The following is a 22,052-nucleotide window of genomic DNA, read 5'->3' on the forward strand; positions in this document are numbered from 1 at the left end:
TGCTGTGAAATCTGCTGAATGAAGATATATGAGACGGCATTTTTTAAATTTCAAGAAATAATTGCTTAATTTTTGTGAGGGCAAACCAACTCCATTATAGTTGACTAAAAAGGAGTTGATTAAATGCTGGTAGCTTATAACAACAAACAGCAGCTATTTCTCCCATATCAATATACGAGGAAAGCTTTACAACGATATAGGCGACAAATGAAATTTTTTTGTCCTCAATGTCTAGAACCAGTTCAATTGAAAGTAGGTCAACATAATATTCCCCATTTTTCACACTTCGCCAAAAAGCATTGTCCACAATTGTTCGCTGAAGGTGAATCTAAACTTCATCTCCAAGGTAAAATGCAATTATTTGAATGGCTCACAAAGCATGGATATCAAGTGGAGCTAGAGCCATTTTTAAAGCAGCTTGCTCAACGCCCGGATTTGCTCATTACAATAAATGATCGTCACTATGCAATTGAATTTCAATGTAGCACAATCTCCCATGAAAAATGGCAACAACGTACAGCTGGCTACGAAAAAAACGATATACAAGTAATTTGGCTTTTTCAAACGCCTCAAAGTAAAGATGCAATCAACGGCATCAGCAAAATGACCATTTCCCCATTGTTGCAAAAAGCGTTTATGACAACTACATCAGGTGTACCTTATTTAATGACGTATAACGCTAGGACGGCCCATTTTACTTATTGGACGAATCTTCTTCATGTACATGGGCATACTTTCATAGGTAAAGTTCAGACAATACCAGTCAATCAACAACACTTTCCTTTTTATATACCGAAGCAAATTACTCAAGAAGAATTTCAACAGTATTGGCAACTTTATAAACAAGCATGTAGGCAATTTGTATCTGCGCGTCTTTTATATAGTAAAAAGGGGGCGCAAGATTTATTTTTACGAAATTGCTATGAATTAAACTTTGCGTTAACTGCTATGCCTTCCTACATTGGAATCCCAGTGAAGGGTGGAGCAGCCATCTCCTTGTTTACTAGTGAATGGCAAACGATGCTGTTGCATTTTAGTAAACAATTAGGTCGACAGCCCTTTATGTTAACGAAGCAGGAGATTCACCATTTTTTAAGTAAGCATCAACTAGAAGTGACAACACAGGCGGTAAGTGCTGTCCTGTATTATGGACAGCTCTTGAAGCATATGACTCAAGAAGAGCAGTCGCTAGATATTTGTGAGCATGTATATGTACATTTATTTGCAATTGCCACAATATATTGAGAAAATATGAGAGTAAAAGGAAAAAAGCACATATAAAGGGGGCTGGCATATATGGCTAGTAACAGTAATCAGATTTTGGTTAGAAATGAAGTACCCGCAGAATTAACATGGCGCTTAGAGGATATCTTTGCAACAGATAAAGCTTGGGAAGAGGAATTGAAGGAAGTTGCAGAGCTTGCTAAACAAGCACCGAGCTATGCAGGTACTTTAAATAATGGGGCAGAGGCATTATTAACAGCTTTACAATATCATGATCATCTATATGAGCGTGCGATGAAGCTCTACACATATGCCCATATGCGCTATGATCAAGATACAACAAATAGCTTTTATCAAGATATGAACAGTCGCATTCAAACATTGGCAACTAGTATCTCAGCTGGTCTTTCATATTTAACACCAGAGATTTTAGCATTAAGTGAAGAAACAATTGAAGGCTACTTAGCAGAAAATCAAGACCTACAATTATATAAGCAATCTTTAAAAGAAATTACAATGGCACGTCCACATGTATTACCAGCTGAGCAGGAGGCATTGCTAGCGCAAATGTCTGAAGTAACGGGTACAGCTTCTAATACATTCAGTATGTTAAACAATGCGGATATGGTTTTCCCTTATGTGCAAAATGAAGAGGGAGAGGAAGTACAACTTACACATGGTAACTATATTAAGTTTTTAGAGAGCAAAGATCGCTCAGTGCGTGAAGGTGCATTTAAAGCTATGTACGAAGCATATGGCAAGTTTAAAAATACGTTCTCGGCAACGCTAACGGGTAATGTAAAGAAGCATAATGTGAGTGCTCGTATTCGTCATTATGATTCTGCACGCCATGCAGCCATGTCTAATAATTTCATTCCAGAAAATGTGTATGATCAATTAGTTGAAACAATTCATAAGTATTTACCAGCTATGCAGCGTTATATTTCGTTACGTAAGCAATTATTAGGTGTAGACGAATTGCATATGTGGGATTTATTTGCACCACTTGTTAAAGAAGTGGAAATGAAAGTCACTTATGATGAAGCGAAAGATATTTTAGTGAAAGCACTAGCTCCATTAGGCGAGGAATATCAAAGCATCGTCCAAAGTGGATTGGATAACCGTTGGGTTGATGTATTAGAGAATAAAGGGAAACGTAGTGGAGCCTACTCATCAGGCGCGTATGGTACGAATCCGTATATTTTAATGAATTGGCAAGACAATGTGAATAATCTATTTACATTAGCGCATGAATTTGGCCATAGTGTTCACAGCTATTATTCACGTAACAATCAGCCATTCGTTTATGGAGATTATTCTATTTTTGTCGCAGAGGTTGCTTCAACATGTAATGAAGAGTTATTAAATGACTATTTACTAAAAACAATTGATGACCCTCAACAAAAAATTTACTTATTAAATCATTGGTTAGATGGTTTCAGAAGTACGGTATTCAGACAAACAATGTTTGCAGAGTTTGAACATCTTATTCATCAAATGGATAAGAACGGTGAGTCATTGACAGCTGATCGTTTAACTGAGGTTTATTATGAACTAAACAAAAAATACTTCGGCGATGATATGATTGTAGATGAGGAAATTGGCTTAGAATGGGCTCGTATTCCACACTTCTACTATAATTACTATGTTTATCAATATGCGACTGGTAAATCAGCCGCTACAGCATTGAGTAAACAAATTTTAGAGGAGGGGGCACCAGCTGTAGAACGTTATATTAATAACTTCTTAAAAGCTGGATGCTCTGATTTCCCAATAGAAGTATTAAAGGCAGCAGGTGTTGATATGAACGTTGCTAAGCCGATTGAAGATGCATGTAAAGTATTTGAAGAGCGTTTAAATGAATTAGAAAAATTATTGTTGAATAACTAATTAAAAGGGCGGTGGGAATATTCCTACTGCTCCTTTTTATATATTGTCCATGTTATTTCAAATGAAAGAATAATGATTTTTTTTGATTTCTAAATAGTTTAAAAGTGTGCATCTTGGAAAAATACTGTTTGTAATCGCTTTCTATTTGACAAATTTGTGAATCTAGTATTGGTTGCATTGCTAAATATATTATTCCATGATAGAGTAATTCTTGTGAAATAAATCACAAAACAAACATACACCCCTTTGTTTGAACGTGAACATTTCTCCCATCCCCTTTGTGAAAAAGAAGCGTCTCTATCGGTCGAGGATAGAGGCGCTTCTTTGTATTTTGCTTTATCTAACAAAATATCCATAGAATTTATGTGAAAGGTGAAAATGGATTACCGTTGCAGGCTACTTGCTTTTCTGTGGGCGAGCGCAAAGCCGCTTCCGCCTCGCTATCCCAAGGTAGTCAAGCCTTCCACTTCAACCGATAAAAATATTTCTCTTTAGCAATGGTTTTTAAATAAAGGGAAGGTGTTCACTACTCATTTTATGGAGGAGCGGTACGCATCATTTCTCCACATTGAAAATAAGAGCCTATCCTTCCTCTAATTATGCTCGTATGAAAGATAAGGAAAAGACACTTTTGCCACATGGTGATTGGAGTGGGGCCAGCGTCACAACTGATACCTTGGGACGAACGCAGTGGGTGAAGTGACTCGGACGCTGGTGGTACGGAAATCTACCCCAGACTTTGTGAAAAAGTGTATTACTGCTATTGACATGATCTTTTTTCAACAACATGAAAAGGACTCCATCATGAAAGATTGGAGTCCCTGTCGTTTCTTGTATTATTTAAGACGCCATAACGTAGCGTGAGTTGTCTGGATTCGTTCGATTTTTTGTTGTAGCATGCGTTTCTTTAATTCACGCTCTGCTGCTTGCTCTGTAAATGAATAGATAAAAGCTATTTCATTTGTAGAAAGTGTATGGAATTTAGAAAATAAGTCCTCTATTGATGGTAATGGCTGACGGACAAGCTGTTCGTTCAGCATTTCTTGTAAAATATGTTCATAAACTTCATAGGAATAGCTACCGCTGACTTTTAGTCCTTCATCTTCAATACATTCATTGAAAAACACGATACTAGGGACTTCGTCAACTTCCATTTCACGTTTAATATATAAATCGCATTGGAAAGCTCGTGCTGCTTCCTTTGAGCCAAAGTCGACAGTGAATTCATTCATGTCTAGTTGAACATCCTCTGCAATTTTTAAAAGCGTTGCATAGGAGTTTACATCTTGGTGGTTTAGTAATACATATTCTTGTAGTTTCGACAAATAGCGTGCACCTGCACGTTTTCCCTGTAGTTCGGCTGCTTTAATAGCAATTGAAGGTAAGACAGGGTGATTAATATCAAGTTCGACTCCCGAGATACAACCTTTGACACGTTTACTTAAGCAATTTAAAGAAGTAAGCTCTGTGCTTAAAACAAAGCGCCACGTGAAATAGTGGTTGTATTCAAGCTGTAATTTACGAAGAGTTGCTTGCATACTGAAAGCTTCAGGGCAAAGTGGATCTACGAAAATATACAATTCAATAGGCTTGTTGGCAGTAGAAATCGTCGGCGTTGGCTCTTGCAGCAACATTTGAATATTATTCACGTAACAATTCCCCCTCATCGTCATTTGGCGTATTAACCATGTGATGAGCTGTTAATACTAAACGTTGATAATAAGTTTCACGGAACTTCCCTTCCAAACCTACCTCATCCATTGCTTCTGACATACACTCTAGCCAAGCTTGAGCACGGTCAGGTGTAATCGGAAAATTCATGTGACGTGCACGCATCATTGGATGTCCATGTTCCTCAGTAAAGAGATTTGGTCCACCTAAATACTGTGTTTGAAATTGAATTTGCTTACGGGCTGTCTCTGTTAAATCCTTTGGAAAGATTGGAATAAGATCAGGATGCTGAGCCACTCTTTTATAGAACGCGTGAATGAGTTCTGACAGTTTTTCAGCTCCCAGCTCCTCATAAGGAACAGTGTATTTTCGACTCATAGGTTATATGCTCCTTTAATTCTTCTTTATATCTTAAAGTATCATTTTATCGCATTCAGCAAGTGTTCAAACGACTGCTGAATCTAGAACACCGTCAAAAAGTGCTACGTTTGTGGCAATGAAAGTGTTGCCACAGAGCCCTCCGGCAGTTGTCGCAGGACGTGACTTTCTTAGGCTAACTTCTACTTTTCTGCTCGGAAAAATCTAGACACATCGTTAGCGGCAATTAAGCCGAAGCGTTATTGATATACTTGTCATCCTCAAAATGTGAATTTCTTGTGACTACCTTCATTCTATCAACGTCTTTTCGTTAACACAAACAAAGAGCTCTTTCGAATTGTTGTTCGCTAAAATAGCACAAATTTCACCACAATGGGTGAAATTTGTTGGAAAAAGTATGGATAAAAGGAAAGATGCGATTACACTGTGTAGTAATTCATCACTTTTTTGACATAATTCTGTGTTTCTTTGAAAGGAGGAATCCCTCCATATTTCGTAACGCGAGACGCGCCAGCATTGTAGGCTGCTAAAGCTAGTGTAGGGTCATTATTAAATTTATCTAGCATTTGACGCAAATATTTTGCCCCAGCCATAATGTTTTGCTCTGGGTCAAAAGCGTTTGTCACGCCTAAATATTGTGCTGTTGTGGGCATTAATTGCATTAAGCCCTGCGCTCCTGCATGACTCACTACAGTTGGATTAAAATTAGATTCTTGCTTGATGACAGCCGCAATAAGCTTTTCGGGTACCTGATAAGTAGCGGCAGCTTTTTCGATAATAGCGGCATATTGATTGGCTCCTGTTAGTGAATTGGCGTACGCTGTAGAGCCTATAACATCATCTGAAACATAAGAATCAAGCTTTGTGCCAGTATAGTTGTTTGCTAAAGCTTGTTTGACAGATTCAGGGATAAACACAGCATTAGAGCCTTGATAAAGCAATGATTCGAGTGAGCTACCTTCTGAATTATTGGCTAACATTGTCAGCTGATTGACGAAATCTGAATGATTTGCTGTTCCAGAAGCAAACAAGCTAGACAATTTGGCATTGCTTGCTGTCGATGCTTCTCCTAATAATTCATTAATCATGTCAGAAAAAATAGAATTATTGTCTGTCAGATTGTTTGTTGATGCATTTTCGGTAGCTCCAAGTGTTTGCAATGCTTGAATTTCTAGTAAAGATTTTAGTGATTGAATATCCAAGGAGTCAGTCACCTTCCTTTTTATACTATTATGAATTTTGTGCTTGTAGAGCTTTCATAAAGCGGGCTATTTTTTTATCTGTAGCCTGTTTTTTAATTCCGTATTGCTGTAAAAATTCGTCGAAAATTGTATTTCCTTTTATTGCATCTTTTGCTTCATATTCTACCTCATAATCGTCGCACTGCAAATAGTAAGAATGGTCAAAAACAAGAAGCCCCTCTTTATAAGGAATTTCGACACGATCTGTAGTGAGTGAGCCAAATACTTGTAATTGTTCTAAAGGAATACTGTGGCTGGCTAATTTTTTTGCTACTTCTTGAGCAAAAAAGCCTTTACCATCAAGCATTTGCTGTGCCTGTACTGCAGTTAATTCATCTGTTGTTTCAAGATGAGCATGCTCGGTATTTTTCTCTTTGAGTGTACATTCGTAATAATCACCAATTTGTCTAATTCGCAGCCCGCTTTGCAGTTGACGAATGGCCTGTGTAGGCGTGTCAAAATAATGATTTACTTGTCGATGAATAGCATTTTGGCTAATGTGGAAGTCTTGTAACAATTGCTCGTATTGTTGTTTTGTTAATAGATTTTTAAACTCAATTTCAATTTCTTGTGTCATTTATATTCACCTATTTAATTTTTTATTTTTCATTCGTTGTTTCGCTTGATTTAGTATTTACACACTGCAACTATTTACCCTGTGTGATAAAATAAGAGGAAGAGTACAACGAAAAGGGGAACCGCAGTGCGTAAAATTTATACAATAGAAACATCGAATTTTGAACAAGATCAACTTCATTTTAGTTTAAACGACAATGAAGTAAATTTACAGTTAAAACCTGCTGGACAACTCATTGCAGATTCAGATGAGTTTGCATTTATTTATTTACTTGATGCAGGCGAAGACTATCATTACTTGCGTTTTCCACCGAGTAGTTGGGAGAATCTTGTACATATTTTACAAAAAAAGAAAGATCCAATACTACGAATAGGTGAAGAAGAGATTGAGCTGACAAATTTCTACGATGAATTGGAAATGCTCGTGTATAATATTGAAGGAAATTACAATTACGGGGCAGAATTTGTCCAAACCGTGGAACAACACTTTCAGGCAATTCTTGCTGAATAGAAAGACAAAACGAACAGACGGTGGTGTTCGATACCGAATGTCGGGAGGTTTTTACAATGGGACAATGGGAAATATTTTTAAGTCCTTATAAACAAGCAGTAGACGAGTTAAAAGTAAAATTAAAAGGCATGCGTTCGCAATTTGGTATTGTTAATGCCAATTCACCAATTGAATTTGTAACAGGACGTGTTAAGCCTTTAGCAAGTATATATGATAAAACATTAGAAAAAGGATTAGCTTTTGAGCCCTCTAAACAACTTGGTGATGAACTTGGTGATATCGCCGGGCTTCGGATTATGTGTCAATTTGTTGATGATATCGCAACGGTAACAGAGCTTATTCGTCAGCGTAAAGATATGCGTGTAGTGGAAGAACGCGATTATATTACACATAATAAGCCAAGTGGTTACCGCTCCTACCATATGATCGTGGAATATCCTGTTGAAACGATTCAAGGAAAAAAAGTAGTGTTAGCCGAAATCCAAATTCGAACACTAGCCATGAATTTCTGGGCATCTATTGAGCACTCTTTAAATTATAAATATAAGGGCATGTTCCCAGAGGAAATTAAAAATCGTTTACAAAGTGCAGCAGAGGCAGCATTTCGATTGGATGAGGAAATGTCATTGATTCGTAGTGAAATTCAAGAGGCACAGGCCTACTTTAGCGAATACAAAGAAGCATCGAATCCTAATTTACTAACAGAGAAGGAGCGTGACGCCCAATGAAATTTTCGATTCAATCACGTAGAGATGCACAATCTAACGAGCTAATGGAGCTAGCTAAAACTTATTTACAGGATTTTGGCTTAACTTATGATGAGGAAACACCAGAAATCGTTGTTTCTATTGGAGGAGACGGCACGCTTTTGCATGCCTTTCATCGATATTCTCATTTGTTAGACCAAGTAGCATTCGTTGGTATTCATACGGGGCATTTAGGGTTTTATGCGGATTGGAAGCCATCTGAATTAGAAAAATTAGTTTTATCCATTGCTAAAAAAGACTTTAATGTTGTGGAGTATCCACTTTTAGAAGTAAAAGTAGAGCATCACAATGCCGATTCGAATAGGTACCTAGCGTTAAATGAAGCAACAATCAAATCGCCAGATGTAACACTTGTTATGGATGTCGAGCTGAACGGCAATCAATTTGAGCGTTTCCGTGGAGATGGTCTATGTGTATCAACGCCTTCTGGTAGTACGGCTTATAATAAAGCACTTGGTGGGGCAATTATCCATCCTACATTAGCGGCACTACAAGTCACTGAAATTGCATCCATTAATAATCGTGTTTTCAGAACAGTAGGATCACCATTAATATTACCAGCACACCATCATTGTGTGTTACGTCCGGTAAATGAACAGAACTTTAATATGACCGTCGATCACTTGCAAATTACACAAGGTGATGTCAAGGCTATTGCATTTAATGTAGCAAATGAAAAAGTACGTTTTGCCCGTTTCCGACCATTCCCATTTTGGGAGCGCGTGCATGAATCTTTCGTCGCTAATGAATAATATGGATACAAGGTTTACATTGCACTTTGTGGCTGATAAAGAGGGGCAATTATTACGAGAAGCCCTTCAGGAATGGCGTATATCCAAGAAAGCCTTAACCGCCATTAAGTTTGATGGTGGCTTATTAACAGTCAATGGTGTCGAACGTAATGTGAGACATGTCCTTCAAGAGGGTGACTATGTGGGAGTGACATTTCCTCCTGAGGAAAGAAGTGACGGTCTTGCTATTGAGCATGGTGATTTAACCATCGTATTTGAGGATGATGCAATCTTAGTGCTTGATAAACCAGCTCACCAGAGTACAATTCCCTCAAGAGAGCATCCAACCAAAAGCATTGCAAATTTAGTTTGTGGCTATTTTGAGCAACAAGGATTAGCTTCCACAGCCCACATAGTCACAAGGTTAGATCGAGATACATCAGGCTTACTCTGTATTGCCAAGCATGCGCACATTCATCATTTAACAGGGCTTGCTCAGCGTAGTAGAAACATTTCAAGGCAATATGAGGCGATTGTGCATGGCCATGTCGAACAAAATTTTCAATCCATTGTGGCTCCTATAGGGCGTAAAGTGACGAGTATTATTGAAAGAGAAGTAAGAGAAGATGGGCAATATGCACATACAGATGTAACCGTGCTAAAGCGGTTTTTACTTGATGCTGAACCAGTGACATATGTACGATTGCAATTGCATACAGGACGTACACATCAAATTCGCGTACACATGGCGTACCTTGGGCATCCACTTGTTGGTGATGACCTTTATGGTGGAAGCCGTCATTTGATTGATCGACAAGCACTACATTGTGTCTCCTTAAGTATGGAGCATCCATTGACCGGTAGGCCATTACACTTTACAAGTATGTTAAATGAAGACATGCAGAGATTATTGAAGTAGTCTTTGACTGATAGAAAGGAGATGTTCGCACAAACGGGCATCTCCTTATCATTTTTGATGTAATATCAGTGTATAGGAAGTATCTTTACACCGACTTTATAAAATTAATGTATAGTAAAATAGAAATCGTCATGATTTTACGCTTAAAATCAAATTTTATAAAGATCTGTACACCGACTCTGATGGATAACTTAAAAAAGGGTTTGCAGAAAAGGTATAATACACTCTATTATATAGAAGGTAGATTTACGGCATTGCCCGTAAAGATGATTGAAAGCTCGGAAGGAGGGGACAAGCATGATAGAGGAAAGAAATGAAAAGGATGATGTGCAATTTGATGAGGCACATCTACGAGGAATGCTCGAAGCACATAATATTGATGCATTCCGTGATGAGTTTTTAGAACTTCATCCATATGATCAGGCAACGTTTTACGAAAAGGTGGAACCTGATATAAGGAAGATCATCTATTCGTTCTTGTCTCCGACAGAAATGGCTGATATTTTTCAGGCAATCGATATCGAAGATGATGAATATAAAGCGTACCTAGCTGAAATGGATCCTTCATATGGGGCAGAAATGCTTTCGCATATGTATGCTGATGATGCGGCAGATGTCTTAAATGAGCTGGATTTGGCACAGCGTGAAAGCTATTTGGAAATGATGGATGAGGAAACGGCTGAAGAAATTAATGAGCTATTAAGCTACGATGAATATACAGCCGGTTCTATTATGACAACTGAATACGTTGCTATACCAGAAAATTCAACAGTGCGTTCAGCAATGGCCATTTTGCGTAAAGAAGCACCAGATGCAGAGACTGTTTATTATATTTTCGTGGTGGATGAAGAACACCGTTTGACAGGTGTTATATCACTACGAGATTTAATCATTGCTGACGAGGATACACGTATTCGATCCATTATGAATGAACGTGTTGTGATGGTACATGCAAATGATGACCAAGAGGAAGTCGCACAAATTATGAAGGACTATAATTTTTTAGCGACACCTGTTATTGATGATAAAGGGGAACTGCTCGGTATTATCACGGTCGATGATATTATTGATGTTATTGATGAAGAGGCTTCTGAGGATTACTCAAAATTAGCCGGTATTTCGGATATGGATAAGTTTGATGTAACACCTTTCCAAGCAGCTAAAAAACGTTTACCTTGGTTAGTGGTACTACTGTTTTTAGGTATGCTGACAGCCAATTTAATGGGGCAATTTGAAGATACTTTAGATAAGGTAGCCTTACTAGCTGTCTTTATTCCACTTATTTCAGGAACATCAGGGAATAGTGGAACACAAGCATTAGCCGTGGCGATCAGAGGTATTGCAACAGGAGACGTGGAAGAACATAGTAAATTCAAGTTACTACTACGTGAAGCAGGTACAGGCTTAATGTCAGGCGTTGTTTGTGGATTAATCGTTATTGGCATTGTTTATTTCTGGAAACATGAACTTGTTTTAGGAATGTTAGTAGGAGCAGCACTTTGTGGTTCTATTTTAGTCGCGACATTAGCGGGTTCCTTTATTCCGTTGTTAATGCATCGACTAAAAATAGACCCTGCTGTGGCATCAGGACCTTTTATTACAACTTTAAATGATATAACAAGTATTTTAATTTACTTAGGATTAGCGACAGTTTTTTTAAGTCAAATAGGCTAAGAACCAATTTACTTACTTTCGCATATTGTATGGAAAAAAGGGAAGTGAGTAAAGTGGATCGAGAGCCACGCTTGTTTATAAAATCACCATCATATTTTTTAAATATTTCTAAGGCGTTACATGAACTTGATTTGGATGAAAGTACATCCGTATATGTAAGGGACAACATTTTCGATGAGCAAACAGTTGATGGGAAAGAAGATATCGTAGAAGATGTACAAATAGATCCGTACTTACTAAAACAACTTCAATTTTTAGAAAAGCCATTTCGTCAGAGGGCCTATCAGCCATTATTAGTTTGCTTAAAAGATGGTAGAAAATTAACTGGAACTGCCTCAGAAGTACAGAGTGATTCTTTAATGCTAACGTCATTAGAATTAAAAACACAGGAAATCATTCATTTTGAAGAGATACAACAAATACTGTGGCGTGGAAGAAAATTGCCAACATTATAAAAAAAGTGTACAGCAGAGGATGCTGTACACTTTTTTTTATGTGTGTGTGTCAAAGGTGAAAGAAATTAATCACAAATCCCTAAGTCAACATCAGCGATACATTGTACAGCGCAGAAACAAGATAAATCTACAGTAATACAGCTATCTGTTGAGTTCCAGTCATCTACTTTACAGATTTTCTTCATGTTTACGCAACAGCCGTCACGACTTAATAAGTCTACTGTACTTTCACTAGAGTCAAATGTACATAATGGCTCTAAAACACGTAAAGTTGCACAGCACTCATCAAACATATCTTCTACACGGAAGAATACGGATGTACAAATACAAGGATCTGCTGTTGGAGAGTTAAAGAATGCTTTGAAAGGAGTACCATCTTTTGTAATTAACATGAATACACGTGTATCTGCTTGAGAGCGTGCAGGACTAACAATTCCGCCTAGTGGTTCTAAGAAACAGTTCGCTGTACATGGAGAACACTCATCTCGCACCGCTTGATTTTGAATATCTAAAATAGCGCGAACTACGTCACAAACGCAGCCTGCTGAATGGATTGGTCCAATAGGATTTGTTGGCTTACCACAACCCATATTGTCACCTCCTTTCCTTGTTACTACTTCTACAATATGTACTTTTGAAAAATGGACTCGGGCTTTCGTATATATCTTCGAATGAATAGTTTTTTTATGTGTGGAGAAACTGTAAAGAAAAGGAGGGGAAAACATTTGAGGCTACTAGGAATGACATTACCTCTCTTAGTCGTTTTATCGCTGTTAAATGGTTGTGCTGAAAAAGAAAAATTTATTGTCTATGGGTCGCCACAAAATGAAAGTGAAGTCGAAGCCCTTATAAAAGAAGAAGACTATGTTGAACGATCAACGGTTATCCAATATGACGATAGTATGCTTGTTGCAGTACAAATCAAACCATGGGAAAAGTGGAAAAAGACTAAGCTAGAGAAAAAATTGCAAAAGAAATTTGATGAGAAATATCCAAACAAAGATGTATTTGTCTCAGCTGATTATAAAATTTTTTATGAAGCCAATAAAATAAAAAAGGATCAGATTGAAGATAATAAATTGAGCGATAAAATTACAAAACTAAAAGAGCTTGCAAAGGAGCAGACATAAATGGAAAAAGAACAATACCAACAGTTAGAGCAATATGTTACACCAAAGCCCCCTTATTTAAAGAATATAGCTAAGGCATTCTTTGTTGGTGGACTGATTTGTGCAATTGGTCAAGCTGTGTCCCTTTTTTATATTATTTTTTTCAATTTTACGGAAGCAACAGCAGGAAATCCAACTGTTGCCACAATGGTATTCTTTGCCATGATTTTAACAGGCTTGGGCCTTTATAAAAAAATTGGTCAATTTGCTGGAGCAGGCTCAGCAGTTCCAGTAACAGGCTTTGGTAATGCCGTTATTTCTGCGGCTATCGAACACCGATCAGAAGGGTTGGTACTGGGCGTCGGTGGCAATTTATTTAAATTGGCAGGGTCAGTTGTATTATTTGGAGTAGTATCTGCATTTTTCGTTGCTCTCATTAAATATATCCTTGTGACGATAGGAGTGGTTTCATGGTAATCGTTTTTCAATCGAAACCATCTCTTTTAGCTGGTGGAGTAGTAGCTGGCCCGTTGGAGAACCGCAGTATTTTTAGTCAGTATTTTGACTCGGTCTATGATGATGAACGATGGCAGATGAAAACAAATGAACAGGGGCATCGCAAAATGATCGAAGAGGCCTGTGAATTTGCTATGAAAAAATTGGGCATACAAAACGGAGATATTGATTATTTAATGGGTGGGGATTTGGTTAATCAAATGACACCGACCAATTTTGCAGCTAGAGATTTAGAAATCCCCTTTATTGGATTATTTTCAGCTTGTGCAACGTCTGTATCCTCTGCCATTATTGCATGCCTATTAACAGAGTTAGGTGTGGCTAATTTTTCATTAGCTGGTGCCTCAAGTCAGCATAATTCCATTGAACGTCAATTTCGTTATCCCATCAATTATGGTGCTCAAAAACCTCAAACTGCACAATGGACTGTGACAGCGGCGGGCTATGCCCTTATTGGAAAGCATCGTGAGGAGTATCCTTCTATAGAAGCAGCAACGATAGGCAAGTCAGTTGACTATGGCATGGATGATCCTTTCCATATGGGTGCAGCGATGGCACCAGCCGCCTTTCAAACGATTCAATCTCACCTACAGCAAAGAAACCAAAAAATTTATCATTATGATTTAATTTTAACGGGTGATTTAGGTCAGCTTGGATTAAAGCTGTTGAAAGGAATGCTTGTGGAAAATGGTGTGAAGAATGAAGAGCTAACGTTATTACGTGATGCAGGTGCCGAATTTTATGGACAGGATGAAGCTTTCCAATCTGGTGCAAGTGGAGCAGGCTGTTCGGCGGCTGTTTTTTTTAGTTATGTTATTCAACAAATGCGCGCAGGGAGTTATAAACGAGTATTACTTGTGGCAACAGGGGCATTATTATCGCCGCTATCCTATCAACAAGGCGAGACGATTCCATGTACGGCACATGCGATAGAAATTACAATGAAATGAGGCAAAAACCATGGTTATGACATTTGTATTTGCATTTATTATTGGAGGCATTATTTGCGTCATAGGCCAATTATTAATGGATGTTGGCAATTTAACACCGGGACACACACTAAGTACGTTGGTTGTCCTCGGTGCCGTATTGGATGGTATGGGTTTATATGAGCCACTAATCAATTTTGCTGGAGCAGGAGCTACAGTACCCATTACATCCTTCGGGAATTCATTAACTCATGGGGCATTGGCGGAAGCAGAAAAGCATGGACTTGTTGGCGTATTAACAGGCATGTTCGAAGTAACAAGCTCAGGGATCAGTGCTGCTATCGTATTTGGCTTTATCGGTGCATTAATTTTTAAACCAAAAGGAAATATTGACTAGACGAATACCCCTCCCATTTTTACAACCGAAACATATTATAGGTTGTAGAAGGGAGGGGTGCTTTTATGGGATATCAAGGCTGGTCCTCACAACCTTATGGGAATAATGTTGGTGGGTGGAACAATAGCTATTGCGGAGGTTACTCTGGAGGCGGCAACAACTATGGCTATGGTTCTACGTTTGTTCTAATTGTTGTCCTATTCATTCTATTAATTATTGTTGGCGCTACTTACATCTAATTTGATGAACATAAAGGCTTTAGCTTCTATTTAGGACTATCTAAATAAGGTTAAGGCCTCCACCATTTGCGAAATGTTTCGTGCAAGACGCAAGGTCAATTTGAGTTTTAATGATAGGAGGGAAAACATGCATCGCTCGTTTTTTAATTCGATTGAGCAAAAAACAGGTGTATCGATGGATGAAATCTTCGCATTAGCCAATGCCATTCAACATGCGGATTTTACCAGTGAAAAACAAGTAAGAAAAATTGTAAGACGTGTAGCTAAAATTTCTAACAGATCGATTACGCAAGAGTTGGAAGATAAACTTGTACAATCTATTATTCAAGATGGCGCATCACTAGATTTAGATAAAATCACTAGAATGATGAAGTAGCGTATGGCATATCTACTTGGCAATGTAGCTTGTTACGATGGAGTAGATAAATGGTGGCAAGCGAATTCGTGTCTATTTAAAAAGGGTGTTACGACAATGCGCAATGCATATCGTAACACCCTTTGATTACATTTTTTTCTCCATAGCACGATGTGGAATACCTGCATCCATAAACTCAGGAGAGGTAACTGTAAATCCAAGCTTTTCGTAGAAGGGAATGGCATAGCTTTGTGCATGCAATTTTAATATTTCCTTGTTGATAGAAATGGCATGCTTCTCCATCTCCTTCATCATTAAAGCCCCTAATTTTTTACCACGCTGAGATTGTAAAATACAAACACGTTCAATTTTAGCTGTTGTGCCGTCAATACTACGTAAACGTGCTGCTCCTACTGGCTCAACGTTATCATACATAATGAAATGTGTTGCAGTGGCATCCTCAGCATCACATTCTAGATGAAGAGGGACACCCTGCTCTTCAACAAATACCTTTCGCCGAATAGCAAAGGCATCATCGTGTTCTTGCTTTGTTTCAACAATTTTCACCTGATACAAGAATCACTCAGCTCCAGACAAACGGAATGTTTCATATGTTGTCCATGAGCCATCTTCTAATTGATATAAAAGATGGATGCGATCAATTGTATCCTTTTCATCAACGCCAGTCATGCGTAATTGTCCAAAGATATCGTCATGCTCAGAAGCTGACATTTTTTGAGCGATTGTAATATGAGGAACAAATACATGTTTCATTTCCCCATGAGGGATGTTGTCTTGAAGTTCATGTTGGAATGCTACTAATTGTTCAGTTGGTTCAATGCGGAAGTAAATCGCATTTGTTGTAGGGAAAAACGAACTTATGCGAGATGCATGAATGTTTAAAGGTGCATATTTAGCAGCAAGTTCATCCAATTGCTTGACGATGGTTTGAATTTCTTCTTCAGATGCATCGAAGCTGTCCTTTAACGTCATATGCGGTGTAATCTTTGCATAATGAGGATCATAACGTTTGCGATAAGTGTTTGCTAAATCTTGCAATTTTTTTGATGGAAATGCCACAATACCGTACTTCATAGTCCATTACCTCCCGAAAATAAACAATTTTTCTATTTAAGTATAACAGAAATTTCAATTTTCGTAATTTGAATCACCCAATATTAATTGAAATTTTCAATTAAAGCACGTCGAAGGTCTGGTTTCCAATATTTCCATGTATGATTGCCTTCGAACTCGTCATAAAATGTAGTGAACCCTTTACTAATCATGAGCTCATGTAATTGACGGTTAGGTGTTAAAAAGTCTTTGATGGTTTTATCCATTGTCACTACCTGATCTTCGCCCTTACCTACTATATGGTAGATAGAAATCGCGCCAGGATCTTTAAATTTTTCAACAGCCTGTAAGACATCCTCATCAACATATGGTGATTGTAAAATGACTTTGCCAAAGATGCTTGGGTACTTTAGGGCAGCCATTAAGGAAGCAGTGGCAGCCATAGAGTCTCCAATGACGCCACGACTCATACCCATTTGGTAAGTGGCATATTCATTGTCTAAATAGGGTACTAGCTCATGAGCTAAAAAGCGTAGATAGGCTTCGTGTTGCTCACCGCTTGGAATATATTTATGACGTCGATCTTTAATATCTTTGTAAGGAACAAATGCTATAATTAAATTTTCGATTTCATAGTCATCAATCAGTTCATCAGCTAGCTTTGTAATGCCGCCGAGTTGGAAATAATCTTTACCGTCTGATGCGATTAAAATATTGTATTTATAAAGTGGAGAATAATTTGCAGGAACATAAATATAGAGCTGTAATTCTTCCTGTAATGCTTCACTATAAAATGTTAAATCCTGTACTGTTCCCTTATCCAATGATGACACTCCTTCTTGTATTTGTAACAAAATTGTACCATATTACGAAAGTAAAGGTATAATAGGTTGGGCTAGCTTTATACTAGCAATAAAAATCGAAATGAGGGTTAATTATGCATAATAAAAGTATTCGTGTGCACTCTGACGAAGTAGCAAAGGCAGCTCAAGCCGCGTTAATTCGTAGAGGTGTAGCGATAGAGGATATCGCAAAAATTGTTTACGAAATGCAAAAAACCTATAATGAAGGTTTAACACTGGAGCATTGTGTTCATTCTGTTGAACGTGTTTTACGTAAGCGAGAAGTACAGCATGCTTTATTAGTAGGAATTGAATTAGATGAACTAGCAGAGAAAAAATTATTATCTTCACCACTGCAACAAATTATCGAATCGGATGAGGGGTTATTTGGTGTAGACGAAACAATCGCACTAGGATCTGTTTTTACATATGGCAGTATCGCCGTTACCACTTTTGGTCATTTAGACAAGCAAAAAATAGGGATTATTAAAAAACTCGATACAGAACCTGGACATCATGTCAACACATTCTTAGATGATTTAGTTGGCAGTATAGCAGCTTCAGCGGCTTCACGTATTGCACACCGCATGCGTGACCTAGAAGAGGAAGGCGAAACATTTGCTGATATCGAGCCTGAAGAGCTAGGACCAAAACCAAAATCACATAATGAAATATAAAATGAGTTTCTACTATTAAAAATGAGCCTTCTCAATTTTGAGAAGGCTTTCATGTTGTTGAAAAAAGATGATGTCAACGGCAGAAAAAGCAAATTTGCAAGGTGAGAGGTTGATTTCCGTTCCGCCAGCGCCCTTTCCAGGGGGCGTCCGATGAGCCGCTTCACTCACTTACGCTCGCTCCAGGGTCTCATCTGTGACGCTATGATCTGACCCCAAAAATTAGAACTTTTAAGAAACCCTTCGAAACTCAACTGGACTTTTTCCGTTGAGTTTTATTTTTATCCGTTCATGATTGTAATAATGGATATAGTCTGCTAATGCTTTTTTGAATTCTTCATAGGTGTGAAACGTTGTCGTATATAGAAATTCAGATTTCAAAATGCCAAAAAAACTTTCGATTACGGCATTATCTAAACAATTTCCTTTCCGTGACATACTTTGCTTGATTTCATGCGTTGCCAATAGCTCTTTAAAACGTGGTATTTGATATAACCATCCTTGATCAGAATGGATGATTAAGCCACTCTTTTTCGATAACTTTGTATACGTAAACGCCATTTTAAAAGACTGTTGAACTAACTCAAAATTGGGTGCTTTCGAAACCTCATATCCAACGATTTCTCGATTGAATAAATCTAATACAGCCGATATATAGAGTTTTTGACCATTTATTTTAAACTCTGTGACATCGGTTACCCATTTCTGATTGGGTGCAGTAGCTTCAAAATCACGTTGGATGACATTCTCTGCGACATAGCCGACTGTCCCTTTATACGAACGGTATTTTTTAGGGCGTACCGTCCCTTTTAAGCCCAATTCTTTCATCAATCGTTGGACTGCTTTGTGGTTGATTAAAATCCCTTCATTTCGGAGTGCAAGACAAATACGACGATAGCCATAACGACCCTTATGGTAATGAAAAAGTATCTGGATTCGTTCTTTGATCGCCTGATATTTATCTGGTTTTACCCATTTTTGAAGATGATAATAATACGTACTTTTCTTAAGTTTCGCGACTTTGAATAGAGCTTGAAGTGGAAATTCCAGCCTTAGCTCATACACAGCTCTCACTTTTTCTTCGGTTTGAATGCTTCCTTTTCTTGAACTAAGGCTTTCAACTTTTTTAAATAGGCGTTTTCCATACGTAAATAGTCAATTTCCGCTTTTAACTCTTCCATTGTTTTTTCGTTTAAGTCAGACGAAGGTGGTTGTTTTTTTGGCATCGATTGGCACTCCTTTTCTATTTGATAGAGTACCTTATCAGCCGTTGACATCCATTGTTTTTTCCATCTCCGAATGGTTTCACGAGAAGGAATATTAAACTTCGCAGCAGTCTGAAGGAGCGAATCGCCCGTCTCTATCATGTGTTGAATTACTTTTATTTTAAAAGAATCTTCGTAATTCGTGAACCCTTGAGGACGAATAATTCCTTCGATGCCATGATAGCGATATAATTCAATCCATAATCGAATGTGATGTCGATCAATCTGCAATCGATTGGCAATCTGATACGGACTTTCCTTTTCTTCAAAGTAAGCTAGAACAGCGGCTAATTTTTGTTCATCAGTAATCACTAACTGCACCTCCTAAATTAGATTTTTAAGTCCAATATTTTGGGTGCAGTTCACTAATCCCCTAGGAGTGACGCTGGCTCCACTCCAATCAACCATTCTGCAAAGTGTCTTTACTTTTTTTCATAGTAACATAGCGATTAAATAGTCCGTTATTTGTATTCTTAGAGGGAATAAGCTCTTATTTTCAATGTGGGGAAGTGATGTGTGACAACACCTCTCCATAGAGAGTAGTGAAGACCTTCGCCTTATTTGAAAACCTTTGCTAAAAAGGTAATACTTTTGTAGGTTGGAGTGGAGGCTACTTGACTCCCGTGGGATAACGAGACAGGCGAGCCTCTAAACGGAGCGATAGCGGAGGAAGCGGCTCGGGGCGCTCGCCCACAGGAAAGCAAGTAGCCTGCAACGGAAATCCATTTCTACCTTCCAATTGACTGTTTTGTTTTTCAACACTAAGTGAGCCTTCTCAAATTTTGAGAAGGCTCAAATTAGTATTACTTATTATCGTTATATGCTTTTACAAATTCTTTTACTTTCTCGCTATCTGCCTCCAGTTTTAAACCAGTATCGATTAATGGAGATACTGTGGATACAGCTGGTTTTTTATTGCCTTGGTAATAGCTAATGAATTCGTCTTGGTTAATGGAGTATAGGATTGCTTTACGTAAATCTGCTGAATCAGAAACTGCACGTCCAGACGTATTCATTTGTAAGTAAGACACAGCATTACTATCTGCCGTATTTAATGTTAATTTAGCGTCTGATTTCACAATATCCAACTTCGTTTCTGGAACTGTTTGAAGAACATGTATTTCACCATTACGTAATGCAGATAGTGCACTATCAACATCAGAGATAAATCGAACATTAATTTTGGCGATTTTTGGTTCATATTCGCTACCTGCACGGTAAGCAGGGTTTTTCACGAATTGTGCTTCATAATCATTTTTCTTCACTAAAATGTAAGGACCACTTGCATATAGCTGATTGTTAAATGTTGCTGAACCTTCCGTTATAGTAGCTTGATCACCATAGGCAATGTCTTTATCAGGATCATAGCTAGCCACGTCATACGTATTAATGCTTGTTACTTGTTTTTCAGATACGATACCACCAGATTGGTGTGCTAAATAATTTAATACTTGTGGGAATGGAGTTGGTGTTGTAATTTTAACAACTTGGTATGCACCTGCTGCATTATGAACAGCACCTTTTTCCTTTGTTAATTGTGCTATTGAAGCAGGTAGGTTTTGTGATAATGCATCTAACACTGATTGCTCAGAGCCTGCTACTTTTTTGCTTTGTAATTCAGCTAAATCAGAAACGATTTCCACTGTTTCTATATTTTCATGAATGCTATAAGTACGATGATCTGGTACTGAATTAGCATCTTTTGCACGATTTAATGAGAAGACAACATCTTCAGCTGACACTAATTCACCTGTATCAACTGCTGCACCATCTTTCACAGCTGCAAAGTGGATATCATCACGTAAAATGAAGTAATATTCTTGATTACCTTCAGCCATTACATGGTTATAAGATAATGAACCATCTGAAACAACTTCATCTGTATCTGTTAAGTTAACAAGACGAACGTACATATTCGTGTTTAATGTATTGATGGAACCATCATTCCCTTTGATTGGGTCAAGTGAAGTAAGGGAGTTGATTGTTTGGTGTAAGATTAAAGGTTCTGTTGCATTTTTAGCCGCATCATTAAATTCAATTTTTTCCCAAACCTGTGCACGAGATTTTGGTAAAAGGACCGTTTTAGGATTTACTAATTCAGAGTAGATCCCTTGATATTTATTGGAAATATATAAAGGCGCAATATAAGCTTGATCGAATACTAGTAATTGCTCTAAATCTTTATATTTAGCTGCTGCTTCTTCACCAGTCAATGTGCTTGCCTCATCGATTAGTGCATCTAATTTTGAATCTGCAACAACACTGTAGTCACCGCCTGTTTTAAATAGACCACGTACAGCATAGTCAGGGTTCCCAGTTACTGTCGTCCAGCTTGAAAGAGCAAGATCATAGTTACCCGCTTCTTTTTGAGCAGAGAATGAACCGTAATCTGGTTGAATATTTAGTTTTACATCAAAACCATTTTTCACCAATTGGTCGCGTACAATATTCATATCTTCTTCAGCAGACGCCATTCCTAATACTTCAATGGCCACTTTGCCATTGCTCTTGTTATTATCTTTTGAATCTTTACTGCCTTCTACGTCAGTTTTTGTTTGTACACAGCCAGCTAAAGCTAGTACTGCAACGAATAAAAATACAAGTAATTTCTTCAT

At 37.9% G+C, this 22,052-nt stretch carries 27 protein-coding genes; 15 read left to right on the plus strand and 12 right to left on the minus strand.

What is annotated here, in order from left to right:
- The first annotated feature begins 123 nt into the window (after positions 1–123).
- A complete protein-coding gene (locus MKY46_RS03740; RefSeq protein WP_036126661.1) occupies positions 124–1,245 on the plus strand; it encodes a competence protein CoiA in 1,122 nt (373 codons plus the stop codon).
- 51 nt (positions 1,246–1,296) lie between these two features.
- Entirely contained in the window at positions 1,297–3,114 is a 1,818-nt protein-coding gene (pepF, locus tag MKY46_RS03745) for an oligoendopeptidase F (RefSeq protein WP_036126660.1), read from the plus strand.
- Positions 3,115–3,950: 836 nt separating this feature from the next.
- On the opposite strand, the gene MKY46_RS03750 is transcribed toward pepF, so the two are convergent.
- The 4 genes from MKY46_RS03750 to MKY46_RS03765 all read right to left on the minus strand — a co-directional run bounded on the left by MKY46_RS03750 (position 3,951) and on the right by MKY46_RS03765 (position 6,981).
- Positions 3,951–4,763 (minus strand): DsbA family protein, encoded by an 813-nt coding sequence (locus MKY46_RS03750; RefSeq protein WP_036126658.1) that lies wholly within the window; start codon positions 4,761–4,763, stop codon positions 3,951–3,953.
- Positions 4,756–5,163: a globin domain-containing protein gene (locus tag MKY46_RS03755; protein ID WP_004227447.1), complete on the minus strand. Its 408-nt coding sequence runs from the start codon at positions 5,161–5,163 to the stop codon at positions 4,756–4,758. The genes MKY46_RS03750 and MKY46_RS03755 overlap by 8 nt, the downstream gene beginning before the upstream one ends.
- A 419-nt stretch (positions 5,164–5,582) precedes the next feature.
- Positions 5,583–6,365 (minus strand): lytic transglycosylase domain-containing protein, encoded by a 783-nt coding sequence (locus MKY46_RS03760; RefSeq protein ID WP_036126656.1) that lies wholly within the window; start codon positions 6,363–6,365, stop codon positions 5,583–5,585.
- Between the two features lie 28 nt (positions 6,366–6,393).
- Positions 6,394–6,981, minus strand: a complete 588-nt coding sequence (locus tag MKY46_RS03765) for a CYTH domain-containing protein (RefSeq protein ID WP_036126653.1) — start codon at positions 6,979–6,981, stop codon at positions 6,394–6,396.
- A 126-nt stretch (positions 6,982–7,107) separates the two neighbouring features.
- Here MKY46_RS03765 and MKY46_RS03770 point away from each other — a divergent pair, with 126 nt between their 5' ends.
- The 6 genes from MKY46_RS03770 to MKY46_RS03795 all read left to right on the plus strand — a co-directional run bounded on the left by MKY46_RS03770 (position 7,108) and on the right by MKY46_RS03795 (position 12,037).
- Complete coding sequence (locus MKY46_RS03770) at positions 7,108–7,491, plus strand: UPF0738 family protein (protein ID WP_036126652.1); 384 nt, start codon at positions 7,108–7,110, stop codon at positions 7,489–7,491.
- Positions 7,492–7,547: 56 nt separating this feature from the next.
- Positions 7,548–8,219, plus strand: coding sequence for a GTP pyrophosphokinase (locus tag MKY46_RS03775; protein ID WP_036126650.1), 672 nt, complete (start codon positions 7,548–7,550; stop codon positions 8,217–8,219).
- Positions 8,216–9,010: an NAD kinase gene (locus tag MKY46_RS03780; protein ID WP_340833786.1), complete on the plus strand. Its 795-nt coding sequence runs from the start codon at positions 8,216–8,218 to the stop codon at positions 9,008–9,010. The genes MKY46_RS03775 and MKY46_RS03780 overlap by 4 nt, the downstream gene beginning before the upstream one ends.
- 1 nt (position 9,011) lies before the next feature.
- Positions 9,012–9,908 (plus strand): RluA family pseudouridine synthase, encoded by an 897-nt coding sequence (locus MKY46_RS03785; RefSeq protein WP_036126675.1) that lies wholly within the window; start codon positions 9,012–9,014, stop codon positions 9,906–9,908.
- Positions 9,909–10,205: 297 nt separating this feature from the next.
- The gene (mgtE, locus tag MKY46_RS03790; protein ID WP_036126643.1) at positions 10,206–11,582 is read left to right on the plus strand and encodes a magnesium transporter; all 1,377 of its coding nucleotides are present in this window, start codon (positions 10,206–10,208) and stop codon (positions 11,580–11,582) included.
- Between the two features lie 53 nt (positions 11,583–11,635).
- Positions 11,636–12,037 (plus strand): hypothetical protein, encoded by a 402-nt coding sequence (locus MKY46_RS03795; protein ID WP_230593938.1) that lies wholly within the window; start codon positions 11,636–11,638, stop codon positions 12,035–12,037.
- A gap of 65 nt (positions 12,038–12,102) precedes the next feature.
- Here MKY46_RS03795 and MKY46_RS03800 read toward each other — a convergent pair whose 3' ends face one another.
- Positions 12,103–12,627 (minus strand): CotY/CotZ family spore coat protein, encoded by a 525-nt coding sequence (locus tag MKY46_RS03800; RefSeq protein ID WP_008174263.1) that lies wholly within the window; start codon positions 12,625–12,627, stop codon positions 12,103–12,105.
- A gap of 135 nt (positions 12,628–12,762) precedes the next feature.
- Here MKY46_RS03800 and MKY46_RS03805 point away from each other — a divergent pair, with 135 nt between their 5' ends.
- The 6 genes from MKY46_RS03805 (at position 12,763) to MKY46_RS03830 (ending at position 15,603) form a co-directional block, all read left to right on the plus strand.
- Positions 12,763–13,167 (plus strand): YhcN/YlaJ family sporulation lipoprotein, encoded by a 405-nt coding sequence (locus tag MKY46_RS03805; protein ID WP_230593937.1) that lies wholly within the window; start codon positions 12,763–12,765, stop codon positions 13,165–13,167.
- The gene (gene spoVAC / locus MKY46_RS03810; protein WP_036126638.1) at positions 13,168–13,623 is read left to right on the plus strand and encodes a stage V sporulation protein AC; all 456 of its coding nucleotides are present in this window, start codon (positions 13,168–13,170) and stop codon (positions 13,621–13,623) included.
- Entirely contained in the window at positions 13,617–14,612 is a 996-nt protein-coding gene (locus MKY46_RS03815) for a stage V sporulation protein AD (RefSeq protein WP_036126636.1), read from the plus strand. The genes spoVAC and MKY46_RS03815 overlap by 7 nt, the downstream gene beginning before the upstream one ends.
- Positions 14,613–14,628: 16 nt before the next feature.
- Positions 14,629–14,988 carry a stage V sporulation protein AE gene (spoVAE, locus tag MKY46_RS03820; protein WP_170829916.1) on the plus strand — a complete coding sequence of 120 codons (360 nt, stop codon included), beginning with the start codon at positions 14,629–14,631 and terminating at the stop codon, positions 14,986–14,988.
- Between the two features lie 65 nt (positions 14,989–15,053).
- Positions 15,054–15,227 carry a YjcZ family sporulation protein gene (locus tag MKY46_RS03825; RefSeq protein ID WP_080717135.1) on the plus strand — a complete coding sequence of 58 codons (174 nt, stop codon included), beginning with the start codon at positions 15,054–15,056 and terminating at the stop codon, positions 15,225–15,227.
- A gap of 127 nt (positions 15,228–15,354) precedes the next feature.
- A complete protein-coding gene (locus tag MKY46_RS03830; protein ID WP_036126630.1) occupies positions 15,355–15,603 on the plus strand; it encodes a stage VI sporulation protein F in 249 nt (82 codons plus the stop codon).
- A gap of 126 nt (positions 15,604–15,729) precedes the next feature.
- Here MKY46_RS03830 and MKY46_RS03835 read toward each other — a convergent pair whose 3' ends face one another.
- From MKY46_RS03835 to MKY46_RS03845, 3 genes are all read right to left on the minus strand, one after another.
- On the minus strand, positions 15,730–16,158 hold the full coding sequence (locus tag MKY46_RS03835) for a GNAT family N-acetyltransferase (protein ID WP_036126628.1): 429 nt from the start codon (positions 16,156–16,158) through the stop codon (positions 15,730–15,732).
- Positions 16,159–16,161: 3 nt separating this feature from the next.
- Positions 16,162–16,677, minus strand: coding sequence for a YjcG family protein (locus MKY46_RS03840; RefSeq protein WP_036126625.1), 516 nt, complete (start codon positions 16,675–16,677; stop codon positions 16,162–16,164).
- 83 nt (positions 16,678–16,760) lie between these two features.
- Complete coding sequence (locus MKY46_RS03845) at positions 16,761–17,480, minus strand: alpha/beta hydrolase (RefSeq protein WP_058844600.1); 720 nt, start codon at positions 17,478–17,480, stop codon at positions 16,761–16,763.
- A 113-nt stretch (positions 17,481–17,593) separates the two neighbouring features.
- Here MKY46_RS03845 and MKY46_RS03850 point away from each other — a divergent pair, with 113 nt between their 5' ends.
- Complete coding sequence (locus tag MKY46_RS03850; RefSeq protein ID WP_036126573.1) at positions 17,594–18,175, plus strand: phosphatidylglycerophosphatase A family protein; 582 nt, start codon at positions 17,594–17,596, stop codon at positions 18,173–18,175.
- 15 nt (positions 18,176–18,190) lie between these two features.
- Here the strand turns inward: MKY46_RS03850 and MKY46_RS03855 are convergent, their stop codons facing one another.
- From MKY46_RS03855 to MKY46_RS03870, 4 genes are all read right to left on the minus strand, one after another.
- Positions 18,191–18,343, minus strand: a complete 153-nt coding sequence (locus MKY46_RS03855) for a hypothetical protein (RefSeq protein ID WP_340833787.1) — start codon at positions 18,341–18,343, stop codon at positions 18,191–18,193.
- Positions 18,344–18,403: 60 nt separating this feature from the next.
- Positions 18,404–19,246: an IS3 family transposase gene (locus MKY46_RS03860; RefSeq protein WP_340833632.1), complete on the minus strand. Its 843-nt coding sequence runs from the start codon at positions 19,244–19,246 to the stop codon at positions 18,404–18,406.
- On the minus strand, positions 19,243–19,749 hold the full coding sequence (locus MKY46_RS03865; RefSeq protein WP_340833634.1) for a helix-turn-helix domain-containing protein: 507 nt from the start codon (positions 19,747–19,749) through the stop codon (positions 19,243–19,245). Before MKY46_RS03865 ends, MKY46_RS03860 begins: the two co-directional genes overlap by 4 nt.
- Before the next feature lie 491 nt (positions 19,750–20,240).
- Positions 20,241–22,052: an ABC transporter substrate-binding protein gene (locus tag MKY46_RS03870; protein WP_036126570.1), complete on the minus strand. Its 1,812-nt coding sequence runs from the start codon at positions 22,050–22,052 to the stop codon at positions 20,241–20,243.

Origin of the sequence: Lysinibacillus sp. FSL M8-0355 (genome assembly GCF_038008985.1) — a bacterium.
GTDB lineage: Bacteria > Bacillota > Bacilli > Bacillales_A > Planococcaceae > Lysinibacillus > Lysinibacillus fusiformis_D.

What these genes read in the sequence shown, in the direction of transcription:
- mgtE (WP_036126643.1), top strand. Translation starts at nt 10,206, where the DNA reads ATGATAGAGGAAAGAAATGAAAAGGATGATGTGCAATTTGATGAGGCA.
- MKY46_RS03815 (WP_036126636.1), top strand. Translation starts at nt 13,617, where the DNA reads ATGGTAATCGTTTTTCAATCGAAACCATCTCTTTTAGCTGGTGGAGTA.
- MKY46_RS03775 (WP_036126650.1), top strand. Translation starts at nt 7,548, where the DNA reads ATGGGACAATGGGAAATATTTTTAAGTCCTTATAAACAAGCAGTAGAC.
- MKY46_RS03870 (WP_036126570.1), bottom strand. Translation starts at nt 22,052, where the DNA reads ATGAAGAAATTACTTGTATTTTTATTCGTTGCAGTACTAGCTTTAGCT.
- MKY46_RS03740 (WP_036126661.1), top strand. Translation starts at nt 124, where the DNA reads ATGCTGGTAGCTTATAACAACAAACAGCAGCTATTTCTCCCATATCAA.
- MKY46_RS03830 (WP_036126630.1), top strand. Translation starts at nt 15,355, where the DNA reads ATGCATCGCTCGTTTTTTAATTCGATTGAGCAAAAAACAGGTGTATCG.
- MKY46_RS03850 (WP_036126573.1), top strand. Translation starts at nt 17,594, where the DNA reads ATGCATAATAAAAGTATTCGTGTGCACTCTGACGAAGTAGCAAAGGCA.
- MKY46_RS03825 (WP_080717135.1), top strand. Translation starts at nt 15,054, where the DNA reads ATGGGATATCAAGGCTGGTCCTCACAACCTTATGGGAATAATGTTGGT.
- pepF (WP_036126660.1), top strand. Translation starts at nt 1,297, where the DNA reads ATGGCTAGTAACAGTAATCAGATTTTGGTTAGAAATGAAGTACCCGCA.
- MKY46_RS03800 (WP_008174263.1), bottom strand. Translation starts at nt 12,627, where the DNA reads ATGGGTTGTGGTAAGCCAACAAATCCTATTGGACCAATCCATTCAGCA.
- spoVAC (WP_036126638.1), top strand. Translation starts at nt 13,168, where the DNA reads ATGGAAAAAGAACAATACCAACAGTTAGAGCAATATGTTACACCAAAG.
- spoVAE (WP_170829916.1), top strand. Translation starts at nt 14,629, where the DNA reads ATGACATTTGTATTTGCATTTATTATTGGAGGCATTATTTGCGTCATA.
- MKY46_RS03755 (WP_004227447.1), bottom strand. Translation starts at nt 5,163, where the DNA reads ATGAGTCGAAAATACACTGTTCCTTATGAGGAGCTGGGAGCTGAAAAA.
- MKY46_RS03765 (WP_036126653.1), bottom strand. Translation starts at nt 6,981, where the DNA reads ATGACACAAGAAATTGAAATTGAGTTTAAAAATCTATTAACAAAACAA.
- MKY46_RS03840 (WP_036126625.1), bottom strand. Translation starts at nt 16,677, where the DNA reads ATGAAGTACGGTATTGTGGCATTTCCATCAAAAAAATTGCAAGATTTA.
- MKY46_RS03785 (WP_036126675.1), top strand. Translation starts at nt 9,012, where the DNA reads ATGGATACAAGGTTTACATTGCACTTTGTGGCTGATAAAGAGGGGCAA.
- MKY46_RS03780 (WP_340833786.1), top strand. Translation starts at nt 8,216, where the DNA reads ATGAAATTTTCGATTCAATCACGTAGAGATGCACAATCTAACGAGCTA.